9 protein-coding genes are annotated in these 13,668 nt (G+C 39.2%); 8 read left to right on the top strand and 1 reads right to left on the bottom strand.

Going from position 1 to position 13,668, the window contains the following annotated elements:
• The first annotated feature begins 164 nt into the window (after nucleotides 1-164).
• Nucleotides 165-1,637 (top strand): sodium-dependent transporter, encoded by a 1,473-nt coding sequence (locus F3D68_RS10410; RefSeq protein ID WP_151194373.1) that lies wholly within the window; start codon nucleotides 165-167, stop codon nucleotides 1,635-1,637.
• Nucleotides 1,638-1,808: 171 nt separating this feature from the next.
• Nucleotides 1,809-3,137 (top strand): oligopeptide:H+ symporter, encoded by a 1,329-nt coding sequence (locus F3D68_RS10405; RefSeq protein WP_151194372.1) that lies wholly within the window; start codon nucleotides 1,809-1,811, stop codon nucleotides 3,135-3,137.
• A 12-nt stretch (nucleotides 3,138-3,149) separates the two neighbouring features.
• Here the strand turns inward: F3D68_RS10405 and F3D68_RS10400 are convergent, their stop codons facing one another.
• A complete protein-coding gene (locus F3D68_RS10400) occupies nucleotides 3,150-4,145 on the bottom strand; it encodes a hypothetical protein (protein ID WP_151194371.1) in 996 nt (331 codons plus the stop codon).
• Between the two features lie 545 nt (nucleotides 4,146-4,690).
• Here F3D68_RS10400 and F3D68_RS10395 point away from each other — a divergent pair.
• The 6 genes from F3D68_RS10395 (at nucleotide 4,691) to F3D68_RS11310 (ending at nucleotide 13,553) form a co-directional block, all read left to right on the top strand.
• Nucleotides 4,691-7,480: a valine--tRNA ligase gene (locus F3D68_RS10395; RefSeq protein WP_224728292.1), complete on the top strand. Its 2,790-nt coding sequence runs from the start codon at nucleotides 4,691-4,693 to the stop codon at nucleotides 7,478-7,480.
• 242 nt (nucleotides 7,481-7,722) lie between these two features.
• Nucleotides 7,723-10,323 (top strand): ATP-dependent chaperone ClpB, encoded by a 2,601-nt coding sequence (clpB, locus tag F3D68_RS10390; RefSeq protein WP_151194370.1) that lies wholly within the window; start codon nucleotides 7,723-7,725, stop codon nucleotides 10,321-10,323.
• 229 nt (nucleotides 10,324-10,552) lie between these two features.
• Complete coding sequence (locus F3D68_RS10385) at nucleotides 10,553-11,323, top strand: phosphodiester glycosidase family protein (protein WP_191092799.1); 771 nt, start codon at nucleotides 10,553-10,555, stop codon at nucleotides 11,321-11,323.
• A 169-nt stretch (nucleotides 11,324-11,492) separates the two neighbouring features.
• Nucleotides 11,493-12,335 carry an NADPH-dependent 7-cyano-7-deazaguanine reductase QueF gene (gene queF / locus F3D68_RS10380; RefSeq protein WP_151194368.1) on the top strand — a complete coding sequence of 281 codons (843 nt, stop codon included), beginning with the start codon at nucleotides 11,493-11,495 and terminating at the stop codon, nucleotides 12,333-12,335.
• Between the two features lie 76 nt (nucleotides 12,336-12,411).
• Nucleotides 12,412-13,398 (top strand): VUT family protein, encoded by a 987-nt coding sequence (locus F3D68_RS10375; protein WP_151194367.1) that lies wholly within the window; start codon nucleotides 12,412-12,414, stop codon nucleotides 13,396-13,398.
• A 14-nt stretch (nucleotides 13,399-13,412) separates the two neighbouring features.
• Nucleotides 13,413-13,553 carry a hypothetical protein gene (locus F3D68_RS11310; RefSeq protein ID WP_191092798.1) on the top strand — a complete coding sequence of 47 codons (141 nt, stop codon included), beginning with the start codon at nucleotides 13,413-13,415 and terminating at the stop codon, nucleotides 13,551-13,553.
• The last annotated feature ends 115 nt before the right edge of the window (nucleotides 13,554-13,668 follow it).

Genomic DNA, 13,668 nt, shown 5'->3' with positions numbered 1-13,668 from the left:
ATGGCACTACAAAAGTGATTTTGACATAAAATGAACGTAGGAATAAGGGTTTGAGGGGCATGAAATTGCAAAAAAAGTTCGATTTGAATGCTTTGTAATCAAAAATTTACCAACTTGGGTTTGGACTATGTTGAATAGTTATTGTGTTGAAAACAGGAGGAAATATGGGGCAAACACGCAAAGACTTTACATCCGTTTGGATATTTATTTTGGCAGCGGTGGGATCTGCAGCTGGACTTGGCAACTTATGGCGCTTTCCTTATTTGGCGTATGAGCATGGTGGGGCGGCATTTTTTATCGCATATATCATCTGTTTACTGTGCATCGGTTTGCCGCTATTAATCCTTGAAGTGGGCTTGGGTAAAGTATCAAAAAAAGGCGCACCTGAATCATTAGCACTTATCGGTCATGCCAAACGCTTTAAAATCATCGGCTGGCTTGCAGTCCTTGCTGCCTTTGGTGTGTTGACTTACTACATTGTCATAACTTCTTGGGTGCTTAATTTTGCCGTAGATTCATTTAAGATGCCGTGGCAAACGGGCAGTGAAAGTTATTTCTTTAATCAATTCTTAGGCTTAAGTACGGGTATTGATAGCTTTGGCACGCCTAAGTTGGCGATTGTGCTTGGCGTTATTGTTATTTTGCTATTGACGTATATCTCATTATATAGAGGCACCAGTGGCTTGGCATTTGTTGCAAAATGGATCACCCCAATTCCTTTTATATTGCTGATCATTTTACTGGCTAACTCAGTCTCTTTATCGGGAAGTCTTACCGGATTACACGCGTTATTTGTGCCAATATGGTCATCTCTTTTAGATACTAAAATCTGGTTTGCTGCGGCAACGCAAGTAATTTTCTCGATCTCACTGGCTACTGGGGTTATGTTTGCTTATGGTGCGTTATTGGGCAAGGATGTCAAAATTGGGCGTACCTGTACGATTGTAGTGATTGGAGATACGTTAGCATCAATTATCTGCAGTATGATTGTCTTTTCAGTGCTTGGGCATGTCGCACACGTTGATGGCAAGAGTATTCATGATGTGGTTTCCGGTGGTATTGGTTTGGCGTTTGTCGTTATTCCGCATGCGCTTACTTTACTGCCAGCCGCGCAAGAATTTTTCTCATTTATATTTTATGCATCGGTTTTCTTTTTGGCATTTACCTCGATCGTATCCTTATTTGAAGCTGTCTTGGCAGCTTTGATGGATAGTAAGATCAAACTTAAGCGCGCGAGTATTTTGTTTATTATTTGCGTGGCTTTGCTGATTTGTAATTTGTTTTATACCATGGGTAATGGGTTGTATTTGCTTGATGTGGTTGATCATTTTATCAATGGTTATTTAATGCTTGTTGTGATGGTTGCTGAGGCACTTGTGATCGCTTGGGCTTACGATATTAATAAGCTCACGCGCGAGCTTTTCCCACATCACAATGCCAATATATTGCATGTTATGTTTAAAGCATTAACCGCTTATATTATTCCGATTGTATTAAGTGTACTGTTTATCAAGCAGGTTTATGCCGATATCTCAGGTGGTTATGGCGGCTATCCTAATGGTTATTTATGGGGCATAGGCGCGTTGGTTCTGATTTTTAGTGTTGTGATTGCTCAGCGCTTAAGTCGCAAGTTTTAAAGCTAATACATACTGCCATCGTCCCCTGAGCGCAGTTAAAGGGACTTGCATCTTAATTAAAATAGAGTTATCGCTCCCTGAGCAAAGTGGAAGGGGCTTGGAAACACTACACCAAAATACAGGATGTCTTGTCAGTGGTATAACTAATGATAAATAAAAGAAGGAAAGAGTATGCATAGTAAAGATTTAACGAGATTTGGTCGTTGGAATTTATATCAAGTTGAGGTGATTGAACGATTTTCATGGTCAGCATTATCAGGGATTTTAGTAGCTTATCTAATGGCTGTATTTGGTGTGGACAATAAATATGCCTATCTGCTTTATGCTGGCACAAGTGGTATGACATATGCCATCATGGTGCTAGGAGGCTATTTGGCAGACAGTTTTGGCGCTAAGCGAATGGTGTATATTGGTCTATTTACAAAAGGAGTAGGTTTTTTAATTTTGGCATTATCAACGCATTTGAGTATGGCAATTTTTGCGTTATCAGTTATAGCTGTAGGCATAGGTCTTTTTAAAGCAGCGCCCTCAGCATTATTGGCACAAGTAACTAAATTAGGTGAAGAATCGAAGAATTTTACAGCGCTTTATATGTCGATAAATATAGGTTCTGTGATAGCTAAACTTACATTAATGCTCGTTGCTTTTGCATTTATTGACTATGTATCGCTTTTTTGGATTAGCACCATCTCAAGCTTTTTGGTAATTCTAACTTTTTATTTAATGCGACATACATTAAAGGATGTTTCTACAGCGGGAGGTGCTAAAAAATTTAATAAAAACCAAATGAAGTATATTGCAGTCATTATTCCTGTGCTTAGCATTGTCGTCTCAATGATTCTGTCATTTAAAACATTGCTTACAATAATCACAATAGTGGTTGCGGTTATTGCGATGCTTTATTTGTTTAAACTTGCATTAAAAACACCGAGCGTTTGGGCAGTTATTGCCTTGATGTTTATTATTGCGCCATTTAACATCGTTTACGTTCAGTTATATACGAGCTTTTTAAGTGAAGCAAAAGCAAATGTAGGTGAGGTGTTAGGGCAACTCATGCTCGTGCTAAACCCGTTGACAATAGTGGTTTTTGGCTCAATATTTTTGGGCGTATATAAGCGTTTTGCGATACATGATTTCTATAAAATGGCAATTGGCACACTACTCATAGCGTTATCATGTGGCATTATCTCTAACTGGAATGGCGGCACAGGTTTGGTGCTAACTTATATTGTGAATGCTATTGGGGAGCTTCTTGTTAGTGCGATTGGGCTTGGCGTTGTGGCAAGATATATGCCAAAGTCAAAAGTAGGTATTGGCACAGGTATATTTTTCTTAATGCTGGCAGTGTGGAATGTGGCAGGCGGTTATATTGCTTCAATGACGGTTGATTATAGTACCCAAACAGTAGCCGCTTTGATTAGCAGTGTAGCTATCGTGGTGGCAGTTGTTATTGCGGTTGGAACTTATATTTGGAGTAAAAAAGATAAAAAATCAGCTTAGGAAATTATGATATTAAGCGCTTTTAACAAAGTGATCGTTTTTAAAAGCAACACAATATTGCAGTGTGCTTTGTGCTAAAACATCTTTCTTTAATTTGTTATAACACTGGTTATTTGGTGCAGTTACACTTTGCAGGTGCAATTTGGCGTTAGCATTATTGTGATTGTTTTCAACAATGGAGCTGTCAAACATCGCATTAGGATACCAAACCTTCAAGCCCGTATCCTTGCCAAACCAATCAGTCATTTGATCCCCTACTGACATAAGCCAATAGACGTGACGCTGGTCACTCAATGCGCGACGCAAAACATCTTTGTAAGCAACGCGCTCATTTGCGTTGCTTGTACAGGCATCGGCAGGCACTGATCCGGATAAAAACACATATTGATCAAGCGTTTTATCTGATAAATGTAAATGTTTTTTAAGCCAGCTTCTGGTGGCAGATGATTCATTGTGATTACAAGATCTCGCGGTGATAAAGTAGCAGGCAATGCCATCTTTGAAACAGTTTTGCTCAATAAACTCGGCAGTGGCTGGATCATTAATGCCTGATTTAGTGAAATAATCATCATCAAATGAGGTTAACTCAATGGTGTTATCAATATCAAACATAATCGCTGGTGTTTTACCTTCAGCTTCAATTGCATGGATAAAGCCAATCTTTTTAAAGTTGGCAATAAGATTGGTTAAATCACTCATCATTGCGTTGGCATCCTTGGCAAATTGAGAGTCTTTGGCAAAGTCATTATAGTCTTTAGTGTCCATATAGCGCTTAGTGTCAGAATTGTCAGCTATTTGATCTATTGCTGTTTTGGCATTGGTTGGCAAGCTAAACGGTTTCCCGTATTTGGCGTTAAATGCCATCGTCATTGAAGTGACTTCACTATACAGCTGCAATGAATCAACCGTTGCAGGTTTTATCTCAGGTGCTTGTGCTAAAGCACTCTGGCACGTCATGGCAAATAATGCAGCAGCTAAGAGTTTTCTGTATTGTCTAAATGGTTTCATGCTATTGATCCTTAAGCATTGTTGGGTTGTAAAATGATTTTCAAACGTTCTGTAAGTGCTTATCTAGTACTTTAAGGTGTTTTTTGGATTCTCGAATCAAGTCCGAGAATGACCACGGATCGTCATATTCGGGCTTGACCCGAATATCCATTGTTATCAAAAAGTCATTGTTAAAGCACATAACCATTGCGCTTGATGCTAATAAAACAGTTGCGATTGGGAAATAGAGATTATTTATCTTTATATCTATATCACCTAGCTGCATGTTCAATTTCCATATCATCTTGCGATTAAAAGCAAATAAATTATAAAAGGGAGAGTAAGCCGCAATTGTTACAGAAATATTAAAGAAAGGTCTTGTATGCTTTTATTCGTTTTTTTAATCAAAATTGTGTGAACCAATCTTGGTGCGTTGTGCTAAAATGCGACTCTAAATTTTTAATTTTTTAATATTAATACCCATCGCAAAGTGGTCTGTGATGGGTGTAACAAATAATAGGGTTTAAGTAATGTCGCAAATGCAAGAAGTGCAAAAAACGCAAAAAATGCAAGAGAGAAAAGAGCAGCAAGAATCTCAAGAAATGCAAAAAAACTATGATCCTAAAGCGTTAGAGCAGCAATGTTATGACAAATGGGAGAAAAAAGGTTTATTCAAATGTGGGCAAACCAATGGTGCACCTTATACGATTATGTTGCCACCACCTAATGTTACAGGAACACTACATATGGGGCATGGTTTCCAGCAAACCTTGATGGATTTGTTGACACGCTATCATCGCATGATGGGTGATGATACCTTATGGCAGCCGGGCACTGATCACGCGGGTATCGCAACACAAATGGTGGTTGAGCGCAATTTAAATGCCGAAGGATTGACGCGTCATGATCTAGGGCGTGAGAAGTTTATCGAAAAAATCTGGCAGTGGAAAGAATACTCAGGTGGTTCAATCGCTAAACAAATGCGTCGTTTAGGAGCCTCTGCTGATTGGTCTCGTGAGCGTTTTACGATGGATGAAGGCTTATCACAAGCGGTGCAAACTTGCTTTATTAAGCTTTATGAAGATGGTTTGATTTATCGTGGTGAGCGTTTGGTCAATTGGGATCCAGTGCTTTTAACAGCTGTTTCTGATCTAGAGGTTGTGCAAGAAGAAGAAAAAGGCTCATTATGGCACTTTGCCTACCCTCTAGCAGATGGAGGTAACATCGAGATCGCGACCACGCGTCCTGAGACGATGTTAGGAGATGTTGCTGTGGCAGTAAATCCAAATGATGAGCGCTATCAGCATTTGATTGGCAAGATGATTAAACTGCCATTAACTGGGCGTGAGATTCCTGTTATCGCAGATGATTATGTTGATATTGCTTTTGGTACGGGTTGTGTGAAGATCACTCCAGCACATGATTTTAATGATAACGAGATCGGTAAACGTCATCAATTGCCAATGATCAATATCCTAACAGCAGAAGGTAAGATCAATGATAATGCACCAAAAGCCTATCGTGGTTTAGATCGCTTTGATGCGCGTAAACAAATTGTTGCTGATATGGAAGCAGAAGGTTTGTTAGTCAAGGTTGAACCGCACACGTTGAAAGTGCCACGCGGTGATCGCACCGGTGTTATCCTTGAGCCGTATTTGACTAAACAATGGTTTGTTAAAGCCAATGAGTTAGGTAAGCCTGCCTTAGAGGCGGTTGAAAATGGTGATATTCGCTTTGTGCCTGATAACTGGAAAAACACTTATTACTCATGGATGCGTGATTTGCAAGATTGGTGTATTTCACGTCAGCTTTGGTGGGGGCATAGAATTCCTGCTTGGTACGATGAACATGGCAGTGTCTATGTTGGTGAGTCAGAAGCGGATGTTCGCAGTAAATATGGCTTATCGTCAGAGCTTAGATTGCATCAAGATGATGATGTCTTTGATACGTGGTTCTCATCAGCATTATGGCCGTTTTCAACGCTAGGCTGGCCAAATAACACCGCTGAGCTTAAGAAATATTATCCAACCAGTGTCTTAGTAACAGGCTTTGATATTATCTTTTTCTGGGTGGCACGAATGGTGATGTTTGGGCTTTATTTTATGGATGAGATCCCTTTTAAAGATATTTATATCACAGGTCTTATTCGTGATGCTGAAGGGCAAAAGATGTCTAAATCAAAAGGCAATGTACTTGACCCTGTGGATTTGATCGATGGTATTTCTTTAGAAGACTTGGTTGTTAAAAGAACACAAGGTTTGATGCAGCCACAGATGAAAGCTAAGATTGAGAAACAAACGCGTAAACACTTCCCAGAGGGCATTGAAGCTTATGGTACCGATGCGCTTCGTTTTACCTTTACCGCACTTGCCTCCACTTCGCGCGATATCTGTTTTGATGTCTCACGTATGGAAGGTTATCGTAATTTCTGCAATAAACTATGGAACGCTTCACGTTTTATAATGATGAATTTAGAAGGTTATGATTCATCATATAATCAATATGAAATGGGTGTGGCGGAAGAGTGGATCTGGCATGAGCTTAATAAAACCGTGGCAGAAGTGCATAGGCATATAGCGAATTACCGCTTTGATTTATTAGCGCAAGCAATTTATGAGTTTGTTTGGAATCAATATTGCGATTGGTATCTTGAGCTAGCTAAAGCAACACTTAATGATCAAGCGATTAGTGCCGCGCGCAAACATGCTGTGCAATATACTTTAATCACAGTGCTTGATAAGATTTTACGTTTGGCGCATCCGATTATTCCATTTATTACTGAGGAGATGTTTAATCAGATTAAAATGTTTACTCAAGAGGATGCAACATCGATTATGGTTAGTAGCTTCCCGCTATTTGATGAGGCGCTTATCAATGATAAAGCAACTAACGAGATAGAATGGCTTAAGCGTGTTATCGTTGCCATTCGCACCGTGCGTGCTGAGATGAATATTAAGCCAAGCTTGAGTATTCCACTTTTTATCAAGAATGCCTCAACAGATGAATTAGATAAACTTGAAGCAACCAAAGCGCTTATTCAATCAATGGCAAAAATCGAAAATATTACTGTGAGTGATGATGTGCCAATGTCAGCAACAAGTCTTGTTGACACATTGGAGTTACATATTCCATTAGCGGGACTCATAGATGTCTCAGCAGAACAGGCGCGCTTGAAAAAAGAACAAGATAAACTCGACAAGGAAATCGCGCGCTTAATGGCAAAGCTTGGTAATCAAAAATTTGTCGCCAATGCGCCTGAAGATGTCGTAGCAAAGGAGAAGGAAAAGCTTACTGAATATCAAACAACGCAAAGCAAATTGATCGAGCAATTTGAAAAATTAGCGGCGTTGCATTAAAAATTTCTTGAAAAAAAATTTCCTATCCTCACTTTCTAGGCATTGAATTTTTAAAGCCCCAAGTATTGTTAAGCATTAAATAATGGAATGTTGATCATGCGCTGATGTTCAGCAGGGTGTTAAAGATAATATAAAAAGTTATAAATGAGTGATCTAGGCTTAATAATTAATTTAAGATTATTCCTTAAGCTCGTGATTGTTTAGATAATTTATTGTGTTGAATAAATGAGGATAAAGGATATATGAAAGCAGAGAAGTTTACCCATAAGTTGCAAGAGGCGCTTACTGAAGCGCAGAGTTTAGCCATTAGCAAGAGTCACACAATGCTTGAGCCTATTCATGTGCTAAAAGCATTGTTGGATCAAGAAGGTGGCATGATTGCATCTATTATCACCCAGGCAGGGGGTAATTTATCAAATCTCAATAGTGAGTTAAGTAATGCCTTGAATGCGCTAGCCACAAGTAGTGCTGCCAGCCAAATCAGTGCGTCGAATAACTTGATTAAAATACTCCAGCAGATGGAAAAACTTGCCACTGAAAAGCAGGATGAATTTATTTCAAGTGATTTATTCTTAATCGCCGGATTTGCCGATGGTGCGATCAGCAAGATCTTTAAAGCGGCGGGCTTATCAAAAGAAAATCTAACGCTAGCGGTGGATAAAGTCAGAGGTGGTGCACGCGTTGAGAGTCAGAATGCTGAAGATATGCAAGGTGCGCTAAAAAAATATACTATTGATCTCACGGAAAGAGCGCGACAAGGCAAAATTGATCCGGTGATAGGGCGCGATGATGAGATCAGGCGTACGATTCAAGTATTACAACGTCGCACTAAAAACAACCCCGTATTAATTGGTCGCCCAGGGGTTGGTAAAACCGCAATTGTTGAAGGTTTAGCACAGCGCATTGTTAACAACGAGGTGCCTGAAGGAATTCGCAATAAGCGTATTTTATCTTTGGATTTGGGTGCGTTATTGGCAGGTGCTAAATTCCGTGGTGATTTTGAAGAACGCTTGAAATCGGTGCTTAAAGAGCTATCCAAACAAGAAGGCAGTGTGATTTTATTTATTGATGAATTACACACCATGGTTGGCGCAGGTAAAGCTGAAGGTTCGATGGATGCTGGTAATATGTTGAAACCCGCCTTGGCGCGTGGTGAGCTAAGATGTGTGGGTGCAACGACATTAGATGAGTATCGCGAGAATGTTGAAAAAGACCCAGCACTAGAGCGTAGATTCCAAAAAGTGCTTGTTGATGAGCCCACAGTTGAAGATACCATTGCGATTTTGCGCGGACTAAAAGAGCGCTATGAAGTGCATCACGGTGTTGATATTACTGATCCGGCAATTGTTGCCGCAGCAACACTATCACATCGCTATATTACCGATAGACAACTGCCTGATAAAGCCATTGATTTAATGGATGAAGCAGCAAGTCAAATCCGTATGGAGATTGATTCGCGCCCTGAAGAAATGGAAAAACTATATCGCCGGATTATTCAGCTAAAAATGCAGCGTGAGCAATTGAAAAAAGAAAAAGATGATGCCACCAAAAAGCGCTTGGATGTTTTAGAAGATGAAATCAAAGCTTTAGAAAAAGAATACTCTGGCTTTGAAGAAATCTGGAAAGCAGAAAAAGCACAAATGCAAGGCTCACAAAAATTAAAAGAGCAATTAGATCAGGCTAAAATTGATCTTGATGCGGCTAAGCGAACCGGTGATTTATCGAAAATGGCAGAATTGCAATATGGACTTATTCCGCAGTTAGAAGAGCAGATTAAGGCGCTTGCCAGTGCGGATCCGATCAAAACTAAATTAGTGCGTACTCAAGTAACTGAGAATGAAATTGCTGAAGTAGTATCTAAATCAACAGGTATTCCCGTCAATAAAATGATGGAAGGTGAGCGTGAGAAGCTGTTGCATATGGAGGACTTCTTAGGCAAACGTGTGATTGGTCAAAAAGAAGCTATTACCGCCGTGTCAAATGCTGTTCGTCGCGCGCGCTCTGGGTTATCTGATCCGAATCGTCCAACAGGATCGTTTTTATTCTTGGGTCCAACAGGGGTTGGTAAGACTGAATTAACCAAAGCATTGGCTGAGTTTATGTTTGATAGTGAAGATGCGATGCTTAGAGTGGATATGTCAGAATATATGGAGAAGCACTCAGTAGCACGCCTAATTGGTGCGCCTCCAGGCTATGTTGGTTATGAGCAAGGTGGTTATTTAACTGAGCACGTTAGACGCAAACCTTATTCGGTAATTTTGCTTGATGAAGTTGAGAAAGCACATCCAGATGTTTTTAATATTCTATTGCAAATCTTAGATGATGGTCGTTTGACAGATAGCCAAGGGCGTACGGTTGATTTTAAAAACACCGTGCTAATTATGACCTCAAACTTAGGCTCGCAATTAATCCAAGAAAAGCTGCATAGCGAAGGGTATGATCAGGTGAAAGAACAGGTATTGCAGGTTGTGTTGCAACACTTTAGACCGGAGTTTATTAATCGTATTGATGAAACCGTTGTCTTTGAGCCATTAGATAAAGAGATGATCAAACAAATCGCAGAGATTCAAATCAATCGTGTGCGTAAGCGTTTGCATGAGCGTGATTTGACATTAACAATCTCTGCAGTAGCAATGGATGAGCTGGCAGATCATGGGTTTGATCCGGTATTTGGTGCAAGACCATTGAAACGTGCGATTCAGCAATACATTGAGAACCCATTAGCTACTTATCTTTTAGAAGGGCGCTATGTCGCGGGTGATACCATTCAGGTGACCAGTGAGAATGATAATTTTGTTTTCTCAAAAAAAGATTCCACCATTATGGAAAAGGCAGGTAAGTAGATGAGTCAACAGAAAACGGTTGTTATTACAGGGGCGAATAAAGGTATTGGTCTTGAGTTCGTGAGATTTTATCAAAAAGCAGGTTGGCATGACACAGCTTATAGACAAAGCAAATCTTGATAGCTCCGGTGAGTTTCTCGCTTATGATGGAAAAACAATACCTTGGTAATAAATGCTTGGCATACTTTCTGATATAATGCTGAGCATATTTATTGAGATTAATGTAGCCATGTCATTACAACGTATATTCGCTTTGGGACTGTTGTTAAGCAGTGCTCTTACCTCATTTGCATCTGGGTGGCAGCTTCAGCAAAAAAAATCCATCGATATTGCACCAGAGAAAGTGCAGTTTGATACTTTTGAGGCGATTAAAGATAAGCATTTCCCGCTGATTGTCGATGTCGTGTTATTAGATAATGGTACATATAAAGCGGGACTTACGATTCAGTCACAAGATAATGTTCAAAGTGTGCTTGATGTGGCAACTCAAAAGGATGCGTTTCTGGCAACTAATGGTGGCTTTTATCAAGAAGGGTTTCTTGTCAATGGTCTTTTGATTGATCAAAGTAAACTGCGCTTACCATTGGTTAATAATACGTTGTTATCATCAATTATTACGATTGATCAACAGGGTCAAATCAATATCTTGGATAAAGATCAAAAATATCATCATGCTTACTATGCTTTCCAGGTAGGTCCTATCTTGCTTAAAGATAATATCGTACAAAAAGTCAATGATGATAAAATTGCCAAACGCATTATTTACGCGCAAACAAGCACAAAGCTTATGGTGATCTATATCGATAGCACAACCTTGCAGCAGGCGGCGTATGTTGTTAAAGCACTTGCTGATTATTTTGATATTAAGATTAAGCGTGCGGTAAATTTTGATGGTGGCAAAGCAGGTGCTTTTATCTTGCGTAAATATATGACGCCAGTGATTTATCCAGAATATAGTCCTGTGAAAAGTGTAGTTTATTTTAGTTTGAATGTCGCTTAGAAGTTACTTAGCCAAGCAAGGGGCATCCACTTAGCTTAACGCGCATAAATAGTTGAGAGGAATGAAAAGCAAGCATAGTTAGTTGCTGAAATGTTAACTATGCCGATTGAGTGCGAATGTACATTATGATACAGTTTCGCTATTAAAAATTACGTTTAAGTTTAAGCTAATGGATTTAGGGTTTTCTGAGTTAGGTAAAAAATCTGAATATAAAACACAATATGATGCCAGTTTATTATTTCCGATCCCTCGATCGATAAAGCGTGATGAGTTGGGGATAAAGGGAGTCCCTGAGTTTAAAGGTGTTGATATTTGGACGGGTTTTGAAGTCTCATGGTTGAATATGAAAGGCAAGCCACAAGTGCGCATTGCCGTATTTGAGATTGATGCGCTTTCTCAATGCTTGATTGAGTCCAAAAGTTTTAAGCTTTATTTGAATTCTTTTAATAGCACACATTTTGCCAGTGATGATGAGGTTGCTAAAATTATGCAGCATGATCTCTCGCAAGCTGCCAATGGTGTAGTATCTGTGACATTATACGCACTAAAAGACTACCCTTGTCATGTTGTCAATCAATTTGCAGCAGAGTCGATTGATGAGCTTGATATCAAAATCAATGAATATATGACAAACCCTCAGTTTTTATCAGCAGATCAAACGAGCAAAGTGCACGAGCGCCTAAGTAGTGATCTATTGAAATCTAACTGTTTAGTGACCTTTCAGCCGGATTGGGGGAGTGTGTTGATCGAATACCAAGGAGGCAAAATTAATCGAGAAGGGTTGTTGAAATACCTTGTTTCTTTCCGTGATCATAATGAGTTTCATGAGCAATGTGTTGAGCGTATTTATACCGATATTATGCGCTACTGCCAGCCTGAGAAATTATGCGTTTATGCGCGCTATACACGTCGAGGTGGCTTGGATATTAATCCAATGCGCGCAAACTTTATGTTTGATGCTGAACAAAATAAGCAAAATGAGCAAAAACAGATACGTTTAGCACGTCAATAATGCCCAATAAAGTGAGGTATTAATTTGCTTTATAAGCAGGTATAATTGCCAAACTTCAAAGTTTGAATGCATTTAAATGGAAGTTAGCCATTATAAAATTAGTAATATTGACGTAAATAGCGGCAAAGTTGAGTTTTATGATACGCTCACTAAAAAAGGTGCTTTTGTGCTTGCTAGCGATCTGTATCAGCAAGATAGAATGGATCTTTTTTCAGAGGCAGATCAGCGAATTATTGCTTTTTATGCAGGGCGTCAAGATACAATGTTTGGCAAACAACGCTTAGTCGAGCAATTTAAGCCAAAAACAACACGCCAGAGTAGTCTTATTATATTGGTTGCGTTGTATGCTGTGATTTTCTTTGTCTCAAATCTAACCGGCTCTACGTTGATTAATTTAGGTAGTATTGGTGGCGTGTTGATCATAGCCCCTGCGGCAATCTTTGTTTATTCACTGACTTTTCTGGTCGACTCATTGCTGACTGAAATATATGGTTTTTCAATTGTTAGAAGAGTTTATACAACCGTTGCTTTGATGTCATTATTTGCCTTGCTGTGCTTGTATGGACTATCCAAACTACCAGCACACGATGGCGGAAATTATATTTCTGAGCTGCTTTTTATTAAAGGCGATATTTTGCGAACATTTATTATTTCATTCGTCAGTTTTTTGGTTGCTGAATACATTAATACCAGTATTATTTCACGTCTAAAATATTATTCGCGCAAGAAATATGGATTTGAAGAAGCCAAAGAGCGTAAGCGTATTATTGCAAGATTTCTGATCGCAATCTCAATAGGGACAATGATAGACAGCTTGATATTTTGCTTTGGTGTATTCTTATTTGTCGCACCAATACAGACGATTTTAATTGTTGTAATGACCCAATATGTCATTAAATTATCTTATGATATCGTTGTTTGTACTTTTTCAAGTAAGTTGGCAATGTATATTAAGCGTCTAGAGAAAACCGATATTGTCGAGCTGCCAAGCAATAAAATCACCAATATTGTTGGCTTCAAGATCGACTCAGATCGTTGTGTTAATTCATATACTAATCATTAGAAAGGGAGAGGAAGATGGGGCAAGGTTCACATTATAAGATCAGTAATATTAATCCAAATAATTTTACGGTTGAGTACTATGATACTTTAACCAAGAGGAGTAGCAGTCAGCTAGCTAATAAATTAAATGAAAATGATATTATTGATTTGTTGTAACTACCCAGCAGCTTGTTAATTGAACTGTGGGATTTTGCCATTAAAGACATCCGCAATGGTATCAATAACCTTCCAACCCTGTTTGCGAGCAGTCGATAATAATGTGCGAATACGC

The sequence above is a fragment of the Cysteiniphilum sp. JM-1 genome (assembly GCF_008711525.1).
GTDB lineage: Bacteria > Pseudomonadota > Gammaproteobacteria > Francisellales > Francisellaceae > Caedibacter.
The sequence above is the reverse complement of the archived record's forward strand: the minus strand, read 5'-3'. Positions and strand labels throughout refer to the sequence as shown.